We start from the raw sequence: 19,026 nt of genomic DNA, 5'->3' as shown, positions 1-19,026 counted from the left end.
CGGCCCGGTTAAGATCACGCCGTGCCGGGCGGGGAGGGGCAGCATGGCGGTGTTCCTGCTCGGTGATCCGGTGCCCCCGCCCCGGGCCTGGCTCCTCGGGCTGGCTGAGAACCCGAAGGCCCCCGTCCCGGTCGTGTTGTGGCTGCTCGACCATGACCCCGAGCACATCAGGGGCGTCGTCCGCCGCCGGCTCGCCGATGAGGTTGTTGTGGAGAGCCGGATGCTCGGGCGCGAGCTGGCGGAACGGCTTGCGGCGCACGCGGAAGCGCGGGTGCGCGGTTATGTGGCCGGCAACCCGCATCTGCCCGCCGACCTCGTCAGGACGCTCGCCACCGATGAGGACCCAAGGGTGCGCCGCGCTGCCGCGACCCATCCCGCGCTCAGCGAAGAGGAGCGGTCGGCGATCGAGTTCGAGTTCGAGTTCGACCCCAGCGTCCGCTACCGCCTGCACCGCGGCGCGGCGGCTGACCCGCGGCTGCCGCTGGAGATCCTGCTCGGCCTACTCGACGACGACAAGCTGGCCGAGCACGCGGCGAGCAACCCGGCCCTCCCCGTCGACACCATGCACGAATTCCTGAATCGCGCCGGAGCCGCCTGATCCCGCCTCCCGCCCCGCCGGGCCCGGTTGGAGGGGCGGCGATGAGGAAGCGCCCGTGGGTGAGGCGACTGGGAACTGGTCGAGTTCCTCGGCGGTGGTTCAGGCGGGAGTTGTGCGGGCGCGTCAGGACGCCCAGGGGTCGCTGCTTTTTCGTGAGATCGATCCGATGTCGGTGCACCTCCGAGCCCGGTTCGAGAGTTCGGTGGGGGGCTACGGAGAGGCCGGGACTGGCCACGGACTGTTAAGTCATCGGTGTTCTGTGTCACCTTGCCAACGGGCGCGAGTTAAGGGGTTGTCATGGCGATCGAAGGCAGGCCTGGCGTGACTGCTGCTTCGTCGGAGGTCGTCACATCGACGTCGGCCCTCACGACGTGCTCGAACTGTGACGCTGAAGTGCTGCGCGCCCTTGTCGCCTGGGAAGGGCGCGGTGCGGATCCGGACGAGCGCGTCGACGTGTTCGTCACGTTCGACGGGGATGTCAAGGAGCTGGCCGAAACGGGCCTCGACCCCGGCCATGTCAACGGCGATCTCGTCACCGGGACGGTCGCCCTCGCCGACGTCGCCGGGCTCGCGGCGGCGGAAGGTGTGCGCTGGGTCGCCGCGTCCGCGCGCCCGCATCTGCACATCGATCGCAGCATGGGCGAGATCAAGGCCACCTCGCTCCGCGCGAACTCGCCGCCGTACAACGCGGGCGGGCTGCCCGGCCTCACCGGCAAGGGCGTCCTCGTCGGCGTCATCGACAATCGCCTCACGGTCACCCACCCGACGTTCGTCGTGCCGAACACGACGCCGCCGAAGTCGCGCATCGTCGGCTACTGGGACCAGATCTCCGGAGCCAAGCCAGGACAGAAGCCGCCGAGCGAATTCGGATTCTCGGCCGGGCTCAACTACGGCGTCTGGTGGGACGAGGCCGCCGTCGCCCATGTCGTCGCCCACAACCTCTTCCACGAGATCTGGACCAGCGCCGAGTTCGACCACGGCACGCACGTCGCCGGCATCGCCGTGGGCAGCGGGTCGAGAAAGGACGGCCCGTTCGCGCCGTTCACGTTCGTGGGCGTCGCGCCGGAGGCCGACCTCGTCTTCGCCAACGCGGCCATGCTCACCACCGCCAAGGGCGTCAGCGAGGCCACCGCGCTGATCCACCAGCTCGCGGCGAAGCGCGGCGCCCCCTGCGTCATCAACATGAGCTTCGGCACGCACGAAGGGGCGCGCGACGGGTCGAGCGCGATGGAGCTGGCGATCGACAAGCTGATGCACGACGCGAACGGCAACCCCATCCCCGGGCGGGCGATCGTGGTCTCCGCCGGAAACGAGGGCGATGCCCGCCGCCACGGCCGCAAGAACATCAACGCGTCCGGCAACGTGTCGTTCCGGCTGGAGGTGGAAGAGATCGTCTTCCCGAACGGGAGCAAGCTGTCCGACGACCGCAACGACGATCAGCTCTACTTCTGGTACGACGGCGCGGCGAAGATCGAGTTACGCCTCACGCCGCCGCGGTCGACCCCGAGCGGGTGGACGCAGCCGGGCCAGCAGAGCACGATCTCCGTCGGCGGAACGAAGGTCGCGACCGTCGTGTCACCGCCGCAGCCCGACCCGAGCAACGGCAAGCGCAAGATCGACGTGACGCTCGTCGGTCCCGTGCGCAGGGGGATCTGGAAGATCGAGCTGCACGAGATCGGCGGTGCGGCGGCGGCGGTCGACGTGTGGGTCGAGCGGGAGAACCTCGACGCGTGGCCGCGGCTCGCGTTCGGCGACAACATCACCGACAACACCGTCACCTCGCCGGCCACGGCCCGCAGCGTCATCGCGGTCGGCGCCTACACGTCCGAGCCGGGCAGCGACTTCAAGTCCTACGGCTCGATCGCGGAAGGCTCAAGCCGCGGCCTGGACAGTGCCTCCGGCGTGCCGCCCGATCGCGTCCGTCCCCACATGGTCGCGCCCGGCCGGCGGATCATCTCCTCCTGTGACTCGGAGGAAAGGCGCCCAGAGTTGATCAGGGCCCGCTTCGGCGGCTGGATGCTCGACCACCACGTCATCTTCTCCGGCACGAGCCAGGCCGCGCCGCACGTGACCGGGGTCATCGCGCTGATGTTCCAGAAGAACCCGAAGCTCACGTACGTCGACGTGCGGCGGATCCTCGCCGCGACGACGAAGAAAGACCACATCCCGCCCGAGCTGGTGCTGCCCAACGCGGTGTGGGGTGCGGGCAAGCTCGACGCGGCCGCCGCGCTGGCGGCGACCCCTGCGAGCACGCCATGAGCGAGGCCGGAACGTTCGAACGGGTCGCCGCGCTGATCGGCGAGGCGCTGCGGCCGCTCGCCGACGCCCTGGCCGATCCGGGCGAGCTGCTCGTCGAGTTCGGCGTCGCGATCGACCACGACGCGCTGGCCGGAGTCGCGGGCGCCGCGGCGGACACCGCCCGCGCGATCGTCGACCTGGGCAACTTCGTCACCGCGCTCAACGTGGCGATCGACACCGACGACGGCATCGCGATCACGGCCAACGGGGCGGCGGTCGCGCAGCGGATCGGCACGGTCCTGACCGGGCTGGCGAGCGTGGAGAACGGCGTGAACGCGGCGCTGAACTCGGCCTCGATCACGCCCGAGCAGCGCGCCCGGGCGCAGGCGCTGCTGGACGATCTGCCCAGTCTGATCATCACCCGCATGGTCGTCGACCGGCTCCGCGTGCGGCTGCCCAAGGTGACGATGTTCCTCGCCGCGTCCGGGCTGCTCGAAGGGCGCGACCACCGGGGCGATCCGGCCGACCCGATGTTCCCGCCGCACTTCTCCTGGACGATCCACTGGGGCCGGATCGGGCGGTTCTTCGGGGACCCGCCGTCGGTGCTCCGCGACGCCTACGGCCTCGGCGCGCCCGGCTTCGACGGGAAGCTGCTGTTCGAGCTGCTCGCCCAGCTGATGGACACCGGTGACGAACGCTTCGACCGCCCGTACATCACCACCGGCGCGGGCGGGGTCGGCGCCGTCTTCATCGGACCGGCGCTCATCGCCGGCGTGCGCGACGGCGGCCTCGCCTTCCCGCTGCGGCTCGGCATCGCCGGCAAGGCGACGCAGCAGTTCCCGCTCGGCGAACACACCGCAGTCACCGTCGGCGTCGACGGCAGCCTCACCGCGGGCTCCGAGCTGCGCCTCTCGCCCGCCCTGGACGTGACGGTCGTGTCCCCGGCGGGCGCGCCCTCGGCCGCGTTCTCCACCACGGTCACCTTCACCGCGGGCAAGGCCGGTGAGCCGATCACGCTGATCGGCGACACCCGGATCGGTGGCCTGAGCATCGAGACGGTGAGCCTGGGGGTGTCGCTCAACGCCCGGGCGGGCCTCGACGGAACCGCGACGGTGGAGCCGTCCGCCCAGGTGGAGCTCACCGGCGGCCGCCTGGTCATCGACCTGTCGGGAGCCGACGGCTTCATCAGCAAGCTGGTCGGCGCGAAGCTGGAGACCGACTTCGACCTGCGGCTGCTGTGGACGCCGTCGTCCGGCCTCCAGCTGGAGGGCAGCGAGACGCTCGAACTCGCCCTGCCCCTGCATCTGAAGCTCGGCCCGCTGGAGATCACGACGCTGCACCTGAGCGTCGGCCTGCCCGCAGACGGCTCCCTGCCGATCGAGGTCTCCGCCGACTTCAAGGGCGCGCTCGGGCCGGTCAAGGCGTCGGTCGAGCGCGTCGGCATCGTCGCCACGCCGCGCTTCCCCGAAGGGGGCGGCAACCTCGGCCCCGTCGACCTCGCGCTCGGGTTCAAGCCGCCGAAGGGCGTCGGCCTGGCGATCGACGCCGGGATCGTGGCCGGCGGCGGGTACCTGTCCTTCGACCCGGAGCGGGGCGAGTACGCCGGGGCGCTGGAGCTGGAGTTCGCCGGGTTCATCGAGGTCAAGGCGATCGGGCTGATCACCACCCGGATGCCGGACGGCCGGCCCGGGTTCTCGCTGCTGATCGTCCTGACTGCCGAGTTCGGCGGCGGCGGGATCCAGCTCGGGTTCGGGTTCACGCTGCTCGGCGTCGGCGGCATCCTCGGGCTGAACCGCCGGATGGACCTCGCGGCGCTCGCCGAAGGGGTCGCCACCGGGGCGGTCGAGTCGGTGATGTTCCCGCGCGACGTGATCGCGAACGCGCCGCGGATCGTCAGCGACCTGCGGAGGTTCTTCCCGCCGGAGGAGGGCCGCTTCCTCGTCGGGCCGATGGCGAAGATCGGCTGGGGCACGCCGACGCTGGTCAGCGTCTCGCTCGGGCTGATCGTCGAGATCCCGCCGGGCAACATCGCGATCCTCGGCGTGCTCAGGTGCGCCCTGCCCAGCCAGGACGTGGCGCTGCTCGTCCTCCAGGTCAACTTCATCGGCGCGTTCGAGGTCGACAAGTCGCGGCTGTGGTTCTACGCGCAGCTGTTCGACTCCCGCGTCCTGACCATCACCATCGACGGCGGGATGGGCCTCCTCATCGACATGGGGGACAATCCCGACTTCGTCCTCACGGTCGGCGGGTTCCACCCGTCGTTCAAACCGCCGCCGCTGCCGTTCCCGATCCCGCCGCGGGTGTCGATGGACATCCTGAACGCCCCCGGACGGCTGATCCGGGTGTCCGGCTACTTCGCGGTCACCAGCAACACGGCCCAGTTCGGCGCGAAGGCGGAGATCCGGCTGGGCTTCGACGACTTCGGACTGGAGGGGCACCTCGCGTTCGACGCGCTCTTCCGGTTCTCGCCGTTCGCGTTCGTCATCGAGATCTCCGCCGGCGTCTCCCTGAAGGCGTTCGGGGTCGGCCTGTTCGGCATCGACCTGCACTTCAAGCTGGAGGGGCCGAACGCCTGGCGGGCGCACGGCCGCGGCTCGATCTCCCTGCTGTTCTTCGAGATCTCCGCGGACTTCGACATCTCCTGGGGCGAGGAGCGCGCCACCACGCTGCCGCCGGTCGCGGTGCTCGAACTGCTGGAGCGCGAGGTGCGCAAGCCCGAGGGCTGGCAGACCCGGCTCCCGGCGGGCGGCGCGAACCCGCTGGTCACGCTGCGCCAGCTGCCCGCGGGCGACGAGCTGGTGCTGCATCCGCTCGGCACGCTGTTCATCCATCAGCGGGCCGTTCCGCTCGGCGTGCGGATCGACCGGGTCGGCGCGCAGCGGCCGAGCGATGGCAAGCGGTTCACCGTCGCGCCGGTACGGGGCAGCGGCCTGGAGCGGGTGTCGGACACCGACGACCAGTTCGCCATGGCCCAGTTCCAGGACATGGACGACGCCGCGAAGCTGTCGCGTCCCGCGTACGAGCAGCAGGACGCCGGCATCGAGCTGACCGCCGAGCAGGGCGCGATCGCGTCGCCGCGGGTGGTCCGGCGCAGCGCGCGGTACGAGCTGCACATCATCGACAGCAAGCCCCCAAGGCCGGCGACGTCCGCAGGCACAGTCACCCGCATGGCTGCGAACGGGCAGGCGGCTGCGGCAGCGGTACCCCGGGCGCCGAAGCTCTACAGCCCGCCGCCGGCGGTGTTCGGGCAGCTGCTGGACGGCAGCAGCACCGCCCGGTCGCCGATCTCGCAGCGGGAGGCGCGGCTGCGGCAGCCCTTCGCGGCGGACGAGACCGTGCGCGTCACCGGCGACCGCTTCGTCGTCGCGTACCGGCGCAACAACCGTCAGGCGTTCCCGCCCGCGACGGCGGGCTCCACCACCTCCAGCTTCCGCAGCGCGGCGACCGCGGCCGACGCCATGGCCGACTGGGTCCGCGCCGACGCGACCCTGGCCGGGCAGCTGCACGTGCTGCCCCAGGCCGAGGCCGGCGGAGGCGCGGCGGCCGAGCCGGGGACGTGGACGGTGGCGAGCCCGCCGCCGTCCGCCGTCTCGGGCGCCGACGCGGTACGGCTGACCGGCGGCAAGGTGCTCATCGCGGGCGGCGCCGACGCCGCCGGGAAGGCCGTGGCGGCCGCCGCCGTGTACGACCCGATCGCCGGGACCTGGGCCGACGCGACCCCGCCGCTGAAGACGGCCCGGCGGCGGCACACGACGACGAAGCTCGCGGACGGACGGGTCGTGGCCGCGGGCGGGCTCGGCGCCGACGGCGTGCCGCTGGCCTCGTTCGAGGTGTTCGAGCCGGTCGCCGCCGTCTGGAGCACCCCCCAGACCAGCCTGAACACCGCCAGGTCAGGGCATTCCGCCACGGCGGCGGGCGACCGGCTCCTGGTAGCGGGCGGCACCCGAACGCGGGGCGCCGCGCTGGCGTCGGCCGAGCTGCTCGATCCCGGAACGCTGAAATGGACCGAGGTCACGCCGATGAACTGCGCCCGCAGCGGCCACCAGGCGGTGCCGATCGACGGCAAGGTGCTCGTCATCGGCGGCGCGCTGCCGACCGGCGAGGGCGAGCGCGCGCTCGCGTTCTGCGAGATCTACGACCCGGAAACCGGATCATGGACGCCGACCGGCAGCCTGCTCGTGCCGCGGAAGGGCCACCAGGCGACGCTGCTGGGCGACGGCCGGGTGCTCGTCACCGGAGGCGATGCGGTCCCGGCCGTTCCGTACCGCCCGGACAGCCTGGCCTCGGCCGAGCTGTACGACCCGGACGCCGGGACCTGGACCCGCGTCCCGGACATGCCGGGCGGAGGACGCAGCGGGCACCGCGGCGTCTGGACGCCCACCGGCGTGGTCGTGACCGGCGGCACCGGACGGCCACGTCCGACCACCGGTTACCGCAACGTCATCGTCTTCGACCCGTCCTCCGGCACCTGGACGACCACCGACCCCCTGGGCACGGGCCGCTGGGACTTCCCGGCCGTCGACCTCGCGGACGGCCGGGTGTTCGTGTCCGGCGGCCTGGCCCTGTCCGGAGCCGCCGCGCCCGGCCCCGATCCCACCGAACCGGCCGCCACCGCCGAGATCTACCTCCCCTGACGAATCCCCTGACGAATTCCCTGGCGAAGGGTGCAACGCGATGACCAGTGCCACACTGGCGGCCGCCGACGCGTGGTCGTCCGCCCCCGACTACGCCGCTTCGGTGAGCTGGCTCGGCCGGCACGACGCCGCCGTGGTGCTCAAGGACGGCAAGAAGGTGCTGGTCGCGGGCGGTGCCGATGCCGCGTCCGCCGCCGTCCGGCAGAGCGCGGTGTACGACCTGGAGCAGCACACGTGGGCGGCGCCCGTCCTGCTCGGCACGGCCAGGCAGCTCCACGCGCTGACCCTGCTGCCGAGCGGAAAGGTGCTGGTCACCGGCGGCAGGGGCGGCCCCGGCGCGCCCGCGCTCGCCACCGCCGAGCTGTACGACCCGGCCCAGGGCACGTGGACGGCGACCAAGCATCCGATGGCCGCCGGACGCTGGGGGCACAGCGCGGTCCTGCTGTCGAACGGCCAGGTCCTGGTCGCGGGCGGCAGCACCACCAGGCCGGGCGGCGCGGTGATGGCGGTCCGCTCGGCGGAGCTGTTCAACCCGGCCGACGAGACCTGGACCGCCGCCAAGGACATGACCGACGCCCGCACCGGGCACACCGCGGTCGTCCTCCAGGCCGGTAAGAAGGTGCTGGTCTGCGGCGGCAGCGTCCCGGTCGGGACCGGCGACGACCCCGCGCTGGCGTTCTGCGAGCTCTACGACACCGACGCCAAGACCTGGACGCCGACCGGCAGCCTGCGCCACCCGCGCAGCGCGCACACCGCGACGGCGCTGTCCGACACGACCGTGCTCGTCACGGGCGGCCGCGCGCCCGGGGCGCCCGGCGACGGCAGCTTCGACCCGTTCGCCCGCGCCACCGCCGAGATCTACAACCTGACACCGGGGACCTGGCAGGACACCGCGCCGATGCCCGCGGGCCGGGCGCTGCACCGCGCGGTCTCGCTGGGCTCGGGGAAGGTCCTGGTGGTCGGCGGCACCGACGACGTCCGCAACGAGGCCGGATTCCGCAGCGCCCTGGAGTACTCCGCGGGCACGTGGACGGCGGTGTCGGGCCTCGCCGAGGGCCGGTGGGGTTTCGCCGCCGCGGCGTCCGGGGCGAATGTGATCGTCGTGGGCGGCGTGGCCCGCACCGGGCTCGCCGCCGCCACCGGGCAGGGCACCGAGCTGACCAAGACGTCCGAGCGGCGGGGGAGCGGTTCGTGAGCGCGAACGCGTACTCCTTCCTGCCCTGGCTGCGGACGGGCCTGACGACACAGATCACCGAGCCCCCTGGAACCGCGCCCCGGGCCACGATCAACGTCGAGCTGAAGCTCACCGGAGACGCCCTCAAGGACGGCGACCAGCCGCCGAGCCGCCTGGTCGAACAGCCGCTCCAGCTCTACGGCCCCGGCGACGTCATCGGCGTTGACCCGCGGGCGATCTCGCGGGTCGAGCCGCTGCCGTACATCGCCACCTTCGAGCCCAACTTCCTGGCGCACATCGAGTTCTACGACGAGATCCTCCCGTGGCGGTACAGCCCGGCCGCGCCGGACGGCGGCACGAAACGGCTGGCGCCATGGCTCGCCCTGATCGTGCTGGCCGAGACGGAGTTCGAGGACGGCGCCGCGCCGGACCGGCCGCTGCCGTTCATCACCGTCACCGATCCGCGGGCGCTGCAGCCGCCCGGCGAGCTGGGGGCGTGGGCGCACGTCCACGTCAACGGCGAGCTCGACGACCCGCTGGCGGTCGACGATCCCGCCGGCATGGGCACGGCGCTCGCGAACCTCGGGCGCGTGCTGCGCGAGGCCCCGGACAGCGCGTGCTCCCGGGTGATCTGCCCGCGGCACCTGTCGCCCAAGACGTCCTACGACGCGTTCCTGGTGCCCGCGTTCGAGACCGGGCGGCGGGCCGGGCTCGGCATCGAGCCGGGCGCGATCGCGGCGATGACGCCGAGCTGGGGCGTGCCGCAGGAGGTGGCCACGGGCCAGCTGCCCTACTACCACCGCTGGTCGTTCACGACGGGCTCGGTGGGCGACTTCGAGTACCTCGTCCGGCTGCTGAAGCCGTTCGAGGCCAAGGAGCCGGTCGGCCGCCGCGACATGGACGCGCACCGCAGCCCCGGCTTCGGCCTGCCCGGCGTCACGACCCCGACCCGGCCGGACGGTGTGCTGCGGCTCGGCGGCGCGCTGCAGCTCCCCGACTCCGACGAGAACCCCGACGACTGGGAGAACTGGGACAACTTCTACAAGCTGCGCCCGCCGCCCGCGCCGCAGTATCCGAACCAGTGGCAGCAGGCGATGGCCGGGCTGATCAACCTGGCCGAGGCGTACCAGCGGCAGCCGGCGGCGACGGCGAACACCGCGCTCGCGGCGAACGTCTCCGGCCTGGCAGCGCAGACCGACCCGGTGATCACGCCGCCGCTGTACGGGCGCTGGCACGCGCTGACGCCGCAGCTGCTCATCGACGCCGAAGGCGACCCGGTCGGCGACGCCGTCCTCCGCAACTGGGTGCACCGGCTCAACCTGGATCCGCGTTTCCGGGTCGCCGCGCAGTTCGGGGCGCAGGTCGTCCAGGAGCGGCAGGAGGAGCTGATGGCCGCCGCCTGGAACCAGCTCGGCGAGGCCCGGCGGGCGAACGAGAAGATCCGGGCGGCGCAGCTCGCCCGCGAGGTCGGCAACCGCCTGCACGACAAGCACTTCGAACTCCCCGCCGCGCCGCCCGCCGTGGCCGATGCGCGCGCCGCGGCGGAGCCGCCGCCGCTGGCCTCGGCCAGGACGCTGACACTGACCGCGCCCGCACACGGCCGCGTGGTCGAACGCGCACCCGTCTCCCGCGGACCCGAGGCGCTCTCCCGCGCATCCGGGACGCTCACCGCCCTCCCGGACCCCGGCGAGCAGCTCGCGGTCGGGTTCAAGGTCGCGCGCAGCCGCGTCGCGGCGGCCCCGGTGTCGGCGGCGATGCGCCGGATCACCCGGCCGGGCTCGCGGCTGATGAAGGTGCTGGAGTTCCCGGAGGTCAGACCCGCCGAGACGCTCGTGTCGCGCATCGACGAGCTGGACGTCACGGCCGCGCCCGCCAAGGGCACCCCGCCCGCCGTCGTCACCCCCGCCGAGCTGGACGAACGGCTCCCGCCGAAGCCGCCGGGCCACCCGGTCGACGTGCTGCCCCCCAACCCGCTGTTCGAGCTGCGGGAGTACGGCGAGACCGCCACCACGCCGGTCGGGGACCACGACAGCGACGAGGCGGCGGCGTTCAAGCACGCGCTGCGGGAGCTCTACGCCGGATGGGACGCCGCCGCCGCGGGAGGCCACGTCGACGACCCGCCCAAACTGGGCGTGGTCGACGCGACCGCCGACATGATGACCGGCCTGCGCTCCGACAAGACCGTCCTGGACAACCTCCTCGCCTCGATGAACCTGCCGGCCCGGCTGCGGCCCCCCACCGGCGAGCTGTCCGAGCTGACCGAGGTGATGGCCTACCCGGTGTTCGACATGCCGATGTACGAGGACCTGCTGAAGATGTCGGTGGACACGTTCGTGCCCAACCTCGGGCTGATCCCGGCGAACTCGATCACGTTGCTGGAGAACAACCGCCGGTTCATCGAGTCCTATCTGGTCGGGCTCAACCACGAGATGGCGCGGGAGATGCTCTGGCGGGAGTTCCCGTCCGACTCGCGCGGGACCCCGTTCCGGCAGTTCTGGGATCCGCGGACGGCACTGCCCCGGCCGGGCGAGACGGCCGCCGAGCGGCGCGAGCGGCTGTACGACATCCCGCCGGTCCACAGGTGGAGCACCACCACCGGGCTGGGCGGGAACAGCCGCCGGAAGAACGACCTCGTGCTGGTGATCCGCGGCGAGCTGCTGAAGAAGTACCCGAACGCGGCGATCTACGCGCACAAGGCGGCGTGGCCCGTCCTGAAGGACCCGCCCGGGGCGCCCGACACCAGCGGCGAGCGCGAGCTCGCGAAGCTCCCGGCGAACCTGCCCCCGCCTCCCGAGCTGGTCAAACTGCCGGTCTACGAGGCCAGGGTGGAGCCCGACGTCCACCTGCTCGGCTTCGATCTCGACGCGGACGAGGCGCGCGGCGAGGGCGGCGACCTCGGCTGGTTCTTCGTGATCAAGGAGCGGCCGGGCGACCCGCGCTTCGGCGTCGACGAGGACCCGCCGGGCGAGCTGCCCCCGGTCGAGGTGTGGAACGACCTGTCCTGGGGCCGCGTCGACCCGCAGGACCGGCACGGCTTCATCCAGTTCGACGCCGACATCAAGGTCAAGCTCGCCGACGAGTTCAACGGCGACGAGGACGACCAGGAAAAAGCAGAACAGCGCCTGGACGACGTGAAGATCCTCGCGGGCTGGCAGTCCGACATCAGCTCGGCGGACGTCGCCTACATCCTCTTCCAAGCACCGGTTCTGGTGGCCGTACACGCACAGGAGATGCTGCCGGATGCCCGACCTCAGTCTTGACTTCCCGGTGCTGCTCGGCCCCGTCCGGGTGGAGACGCGCTTCACGCAGGACGAGCTGCTCGTCCGGGTCTTCCCCGACGAGTGGGCCATCGACAAGTTCGAGCCCCGCCCCACCCGGGCCGAGATCGCCGCCCTGGACGCCTACTGGACGGGCATCTGGGCGTCCGGCGGGTCGGCGGCGGGGGAGCGCGCCGCCTGGCAGGAGCTGGCCGGCCGCGTCCCCGCCGGGCGCGCGGGGTGGCTGCTACAGGGGCACCGCCCGGCCAACCCGGCCGATCGCCCGGCCGGGGTGCCGGCGGAGACGACCGTACTGGTGATCGTCAGCGCCGCACCGCTCGCCGCGAACGACCGCCAGCCCGCCGTCACGTACTGGACGGCCGTCTGGCGCGCGCACGGCGACCGCGCCAAGCTGCGCGACGCCGACATCGCGCTGCTCGCGTCCGTCGGGAAGACCCGGGCCGACGCGATCCGCGCCCGCCGTCCACACGGTGTGGACAACGCTGCGGTCACCAGCGGAAACAACGTCGTGGTCGCGTTCCTCGTGCTGCCCCCGCCGCCCGCGGACCAGATCGCGCCGCAGTCCTGGACCGTGGCCGCGAAGGCCACGCTGCTGCCCGACCGGTTCGTCGTCTTCGGGTACGTGAACGGCGCGCAGGTGTTCGCCAAGCCCGGCGGCCCGGTGCGGCCGGCGCTCGCGGTGAGCCCGGATCCGGGCGAGACGAAGGCGAACCAGCTCAAGATCGACGAGACCACGGGCGTGCTGACCGTGCCGCCCGCGCTGCGCTGGCTGACCGACTTCAACGAGGCGGTCAACGCCGGGATGGGAATCCGGATCCCCCTCGAAGCCGCGTTCCGGAACGGGGTCGACCGGCTCATCGTGCTGGGGTTGCGGGAGCAGGCCACGCCGGAGCAGTCCGCGACGGCGCTCGGCGGCCTGTTCACGCGCCAGCTCCGCAGCCCGTCCGGGTTCACCCTCCTGCCCCAGGGCACGCCGACGAACAACACCGAGCAGGCCCCCGCCGGCCAGGACGCCGAGACCGAGGCCGAGGCGGCGCTTGCCACGGCCGCCGGGTTCGCCGCCACCGCGGCGGACTGGACGACCAAGACCGACGGCGAGTGGTTCGCCGAGCTGCTCGGCCTCGACCCGGCGGTGCTGGCCGGGATGCCGAACGCCGAAGGCACCGACCGGCGCGACGCGCGGGCCGCGCACACCGCGCTCTGGCCCGCGACCTGGGGCCACTACCTGCATGCCCTGCTGAACGGCGTGCTCGGCGACGAGCAGATCGCGCAGACCAGGAGATTCTTCCTTGAGCACGTGTCCGGGCGCGGCCCGCTCTCCGCGGTGAAGATCGGCCGCCAGCCGTACGGCATCCTGCCGACGACCGTGTTCTCCCGGCTGGCCTGGCCGGACGCGGCGAGGCACCGCAGGGCGCTGAACGTCGTCCTCAAGGAGGCGGCGAAGGACTGGCAGGCCGCGCTGGCACACGTCAAGCACCTGAACGGCCCGGCCGAAGACCAGGCGGACGCCCCGCACCAGAAACTCCTGGACATCCTGGCTCTGCACCCGACGTCAGCGGAGTTCCACCACCGCTACGCGCAGAGCGTCGAGGACATCTTCAACCGGGAGAACCTGCGCGCGCTCGGCCCCCAGGTGCAGGGCGCGCTCGACCAGCTGGCCATGCCGCAGCCGATCCGCGCGCTGCTCGCCCGGTTCGGCCGCCCGACGAGCGACCCGGCGGCCGACCCCGACCTGCTGCGCCGGCTGTTCACCGACGTCCACCATCCGCTGCTGGCACCGCTGGTCGACGACCGGCCGCTGTCGGAGACCGAGCCGATCCGCGCCTACACCGCCGACCGCCGCAACTACCTGCGCTGGCTCGCCGACCACGCCCGCGACGACCTGGACAGGGTGCGCAAGGAGGAGGGCTTCCTCGACAACCTGCCGCCATCGGCCCTGCTGTACCTGCTGGCCCGGCACGCGGTGCTGCTCGGCTGGGCGGAGGCGGCGCGGCGGCTCGCGCTCGCCACCCCGGGTTCCGCGGTACCCGATCCGCGGGACGCGCCGTTCGTCCACATCAAGATCCCCAGGCCGGGCCGGCCGATCCCGAGCGAGAGCCGGTACCGCACGCTGTACTCGACGAACCCGCCGATGACCGGCAGCCAGACCACGCTGGTGCACGAACACCTCCGCACGGTCCTCGGCGCCCACCCGGCCACCACGGAACTGGACGAGCAGACCAAGGCGCTCGGCCTGCTGGCCGGGCTGCCCACGGCGCGGCTGGAGCGGGTGCTCGCCGAGCACATCGACTGCGCCACCTACCGGCTTGACGCGTGGCGGCTCGGCCTGGCGAACGAGCGCCTCGCCGAACTGCGCTACGGCCCTGACGGCACGGCCCCGGCGAAGCGGGGCGTCCATCTGGGCGCGTACGGCTGGCTGGAGAACATCACCCGGCGGGAGAGCGACGAGGTCGAGCACGTCACCCCGCCCGCCGACCTCGCGACCGTGTTCGGCACCGCCCCGATCCCGATCGACACGGACAACGGCGGCTACGTCCACGCGCCGTCGCCCGCCCACGCGCGGACGGCCGCCGTGCTCCGCGCCGGATATCTGGCCAACAGGACGCCGGACACGAGCGCGTTCGCCGTGAACCTGAGCTCCGAGCGCGTCCGGCTCGCCCTCACCATCCTGGACGGCATGCGCCAGGGCCAGTCACTGGCCGCCCTGCTCGGCTACCGCTTCGAACGCGGCCTGCACGACCGCAGGATCGGCCTCGATCGGTACATCGCCGACCTGCGGCTGAAGTTCCCGCTCCGCGCCAACAAGATCGACGAGACCGCCCCCGGACCGGACGATCCCGCGCCGCCCGAGCGCATCGAGGAAGTCGAGGCCCGCATCGTGATCGACGGGCTGGCGCTGCTCCGGCACGTGAACGCGCTGCCCGAGGCGGACCAGCACTACCCGTTCGGCTTCACGGACCTGCCACCCGCCGACGAGGGCGTGGTCGCGGACATCGGCAAGGAGATCGACGCGCTGCGCAACGTCCACGACGCGCTCGCGGATCTCGCCGTGGCCGAGGGCACCCACCAGGCGTTGCAAGGCCACCCGGAACGCGCTTCGGCGACCATGGACGCCTACGCCAAGGAGGGCGTCGCGCCCGAGCCGTCCATCGTGGAGACCCCGCGCAGCGGCACCACCCTGACGCACCGCTTCGGGCTCCAGCTCATGGCGGACCGTCCCCCCGGCCTCGGCACGCCCCGCGCCAGGGCCGAACCGGCGGTGAACGCCTGGCTGCCCGCGGTGCTGCCGAGCCCCACGGCCGTGGCCGCCCTGGTCACCTGGAAGGACCCGGACAGCGGAGCCCGGCGGCACCGCCTGGTCACCCAGCACGAGACCGGCCTGGAAGCGATCGACCTGCTCTGGGCCCTGCGCCCGGCGGACGAAGCGGCGATGACCGACCTGGACGACCGGATCCTCGGCGTCGTCATCGAGCAGTCGAAGCCGCGCCCGGACGTCGAGCTGACGATCGAGTACACCACCCGCATCTCCGACCAGGACGGCATCGGATTCGCCGGCAAGATCGGCTTCTTCGAGCTGTCACCGCTGGTCGCGGCGCTGCGCACGCTGCTGACGACCGCGCGTCCGCTGCGTCCGAGCGATCTGGCCCCGGCCGCCGGGAGCGCCCCGGTCGCGCGGGCCGCGGACGACGCCGTCACGCTGCCGCGGGAACGTCCGGCCAAGGTCCTTGAGGCCCTGACCGGCCTGCGGGACGACGTCGCCGAATACATCACCGACCTCGGGGAGCTGTACCCCGCGGGCGCGCCCCCGGCGCGCGCCGCGCTGATCAGCGGGATCGACACGTTCCTGGCCCGGTACGCGAAGCTGACCGCGGCGGCCGGCGGGTTCGGCCTGGTGCGCAGCAGCTGGGGCGAGGTGGCGCTGTGGCGGCGCGGCGTGTTCGCCGCCGTCCTGGCCGCCGTCGCCGAGGTGGCCGCGCGGATGACCCGCGCGCTCGGGGCCGCCGACGCGCTGCTCGCCCAGTACGACGCGCTGCCGCCGTCCGCCCCCGTGGAGGAGCGGTTCCGGATCCTGCAGCAGGCCGAGGGCCTGCTCACCACCAGGCCGGGCCCGCGCCCACCGGACGTGGACGACCTCCGGGACCGCGTGGACGACCTCCGCGACGACTTCGCCGAGCGCCTGGAGAAGCTGAACCGGATAGCCAAGACCACCAAAACGACCCTGAGCGGCCTGCTAGCCGAGGTAGCGGCCCACCTGCCGCTGACAGACGTAGACCCCGCCGGGCTAGACCTAACGCCCTACGAAGACCAGGTGATCGCTTTCGGCAGCGAACTCCTCACCCGCGCAGGCAAGCTGAAAGACGAGCTGTCCGCCCGCGGCGAGGCCGCGAACACCGCCCTCCAGACCTACGACAAGGCACTCCCCGGCCCGGACCGGGTACAGGCCGCCCTCGACGCGCTCAAAGCCATGCTCGGCGAGGACGTCCTGGCCGTGCCCCAGTTCACCCCGCCCAGCCAGCTCCTCCAGCAATGGAGCAAGGCCCGCAACGACAGCGACAGACTCGTCGCGCACCTCACCCCCGCACGGGACTTCCCCGTCGACGACTGGCTGCACGGCATGGCCCGCGTCAGAGAGAAGCCGCGGCTGTGGGAAAAGACCGTGACCCTCGCAGGCGGGCTCCTCGGGCCCGGCGGGCTCCTCGGAATCCTCGGCTGGAAGGAACCGGCGCTGTCGCCCGTCCAGCTGCCGTACGTCGCGGGTGACCACTGGCTCGCCATGGAATTCGCGAAGGACCCGAACCTGCCAGACCAGCTCGACGAGGACCGCCTCCTGTTCACCGCGCACTACACGTCCCCGCTGATCGGTGACCAGTGCGGGCTGGTGTTCGACGAATGGACCGAGGTGATCCCGGCCGAGCGCGAGACCACCGGCATCGCGATGCACTACGACGGCCCGGACGCCGAACCCCCGCAGGCGATGCTCCTCGTCGTCCCGCCGGTACGCGACCCCGCCGGGCACTGGACGCCCGGCGACCTCATCGACGCGATCGTCGAGACCTTCGACCTGGCGAAGACCCGCGCCGTCGAGCCGGAGCATCTCGGCGGCACGGCGTACGCGCACCTGCTCCCGGCCACGGTGATGTCCGCGACCCGGCGGCAGATCACCATCGGCACCGACCTGGCGATCGCCAACCTGCGCTGGAGGGCCGCCCATGAGTGAGCCGAACCCCGTCCCGCCGACGTTCGCCGCGGAACTGGCCGAACGCCGCCACCCGACCGTGGGCGTGTGGAACCGGCTGGAGGGCCGCCCCCGCACCGCCGACTTCGAGCGGGCGCTGCGCGTCGAGGTGCGCGACCCGCTGTGGATGCTGACCCGGCAGTGGCAGCTCGGCGAGTTCCGCGGCACGGACGCGGGATCGCCCGTCACCGCCACCTACTCGGTCAGCCCGTCGCGCCCCACCCGGTTCCGCCCGCACGGCGGCCCGCCCGAGGACCTGCCCACCGACCGGCCGCTGGAGACCATGGCCGAACGCCGCCTGCTTCCGTTCGCGTTCGGCGACGAGGAGATCGCCTTCGACCTGCGCGTGCTGATCGGCCACCGCTGGCTGAAGCTGCTCGGCAAGCACAACCTGCTCGGCCTGGACCTCTTCCGCTTCGAGCGGCAGTACATCGCCAAGTACCCCATCGCGCTGCCAGACCCCGAGCACCCCGCGGCGGAGGACACCGCCCGGCTCGCGCACCCCGAGGTCTGGGCGACGATGCAGACGATCGCCGGCCGCCGGCTGGACGGCTACCTGCTCTACCGGCACATCAAGGGCGGCGGGAACGCCGCCGACGGCATCAACGGCCTGCTGCACCGCACCACCCTCAACAACCTCGGCAAGCGCCTGGTCGCCTGGTTCGACGCGCTGATCGACCAGCCGACCGGCGTCACCGCCGAACGCCCCGACGGCGACGCCACCTGGGACCCGCGCCGCCTCGAACACCGCTTCTCCGTCTCCGCCTCGGTGCCCGGCGGCGGTGAGAAGGTCATCACCGCCCAGGAATACCCCGGCGGCGAACTGGACTGGCACGCCTTCTCCGTCGACCCCGGACCGCGCCTCGGCGGGACGAAGCCCCCGGAGAAGACCCTCAGCCGCACGGTCTTCCCGGCCCCGGTCCGCTTCTCGGGAATGCCGCTGCCGCGCTGGTGGGCGATCGAGGACGGCCGCACCAACTTCGCCGCCGTCCGTCCGGACAGCACCGACCTGGCGCGCCTGATCTTCCTGGAATTCGCGCTCGTGTTCAGCAACGACTGGTACCAGCTGCCCTGCGACCTGCCCGTGGGCACGATGAACAAGATCCGCGGCCTGGTGGTCACCGACGTCTTCGGGGAGAAACTCTGGCTCACCCCCGCCGGCGCCGGCGACGACGAGGACCAGCGGCGCTGGTCGATGTTCACCCTGGACACCATCGGCACCGCCCACGTCCCCGCGGACACCGACCTCCTGCTCCCGCCGAGCGTCCCGAAGGTGGCCGAGGGGCCCGCGCTGGAAGAGGTCCTCCTGATCCGCGACGAGAACGCCAACCTGGTCTGGGGCATCGAGCAGACCGTGCGGATGCCGACCGGCGAACCCCGCCGCGGCAGCGAGGCCGCGGCCGAGGCCCTGGCGTTCCGCCGGCGCCACGCACCGCCACCACCCGCCGACGACCCCCCACGCGCCCCGATCTCATATCAGGCGATGAACACAATCCCGGAACACTGGATCCCGTTCATCCCAGTGCGCGTGCCAGGCGACAACCGCGAAATCCAACTACAACGCGCCGCAATGCCGAGCGTCCTGGACGGCAAACCCGTTCCCGCTCGCACCACTCTCCTCCGCTATGGCTTCGACGCAGGAAAGCAGTACTTCGTCAACGAAGAGGAAGTCCCGCAAGCGGGCACCCGCCTCTCCGTAGCCTTCAACCGAACCCGCTGGCGAGACGGCCGCGTAGTCCTCTGGCTAAGCGCCCACCGCGGCACAGGCCGAGGCGAGGCCTCAAGCGGCCTACGCTTCGACACCCTCCTGAACACCCCAACAACGCCGCCACCAGCCCAACCCGAGTGACCATCCCAACAACCACTCA

General features: G+C 72.5%; 7 protein-coding genes. All 7 read left to right on the top strand.

Annotation, left to right across the window (positions count from 1 at the left end):
- The first annotated feature begins 43 nt into the window (after positions 1–43).
- The 7 genes from ACH34S_RS09585 (at position 44) to ACH34S_RS09555 (ending at position 19,007) form a co-directional block, all read left to right on the top strand.
- Complete coding sequence (locus ACH34S_RS09585) at positions 44–598, top strand: hypothetical protein (protein ID WP_395952125.1); 555 nt, start codon at positions 44–46, stop codon at positions 596–598.
- A 393-nt stretch (positions 599–991) separates the two neighbouring features.
- Positions 992–2,857 (top strand): S8 family serine peptidase, encoded by a 1,866-nt coding sequence (locus ACH34S_RS09580; protein WP_395952124.1) that lies wholly within the window; start codon positions 992–994, stop codon positions 2,855–2,857.
- Positions 2,854–7,470, top strand: a complete 4,617-nt coding sequence (locus ACH34S_RS09575; protein WP_395952123.1) for a DUF6603 domain-containing protein — start codon at positions 2,854–2,856, stop codon at positions 7,468–7,470. The genes ACH34S_RS09580 and ACH34S_RS09575 overlap by 4 nt, the downstream gene beginning before the upstream one ends.
- Positions 7,471–7,510: 40 nt before the next feature.
- The gene (locus tag ACH34S_RS09570; protein WP_395952122.1) at positions 7,511–8,665 is read left to right on the top strand and encodes a Kelch repeat-containing protein; all 1,155 of its coding nucleotides are present in this window, start codon (positions 7,511–7,513) and stop codon (positions 8,663–8,665) included.
- Entirely contained in the window at positions 8,662–11,904 is a 3,243-nt protein-coding gene (locus tag ACH34S_RS09565; RefSeq protein WP_395952121.1) for a hypothetical protein, read from the top strand. Before ACH34S_RS09570 ends, ACH34S_RS09565 begins: the two co-directional genes overlap by 4 nt.
- The gene (locus ACH34S_RS09560) at positions 11,885–17,140 is read left to right on the top strand and encodes a hypothetical protein (protein WP_395952120.1); all 5,256 of its coding nucleotides are present in this window, start codon (positions 11,885–11,887) and stop codon (positions 17,138–17,140) included. Before ACH34S_RS09565 ends, ACH34S_RS09560 begins: the two co-directional genes overlap by 20 nt.
- Positions 17,133–19,007: a hypothetical protein gene (locus tag ACH34S_RS09555; RefSeq protein ID WP_395952119.1), complete on the top strand. Its 1,875-nt coding sequence runs from the start codon at positions 17,133–17,135 to the stop codon at positions 19,005–19,007. The genes ACH34S_RS09560 and ACH34S_RS09555 overlap by 8 nt, the downstream gene beginning before the upstream one ends.
- Positions 19,008–19,026 lie beyond the last annotated feature (19 nt).

This window comes from Actinomadura sp. 3N508 (genome assembly GCF_044326375.1).
GTDB lineage: Bacteria > Actinomycetota > Actinomycetes > Streptosporangiales > Streptosporangiaceae > Spirillospora.
This window is presented reverse-complemented; position numbering and strand designations above follow the sequence as displayed.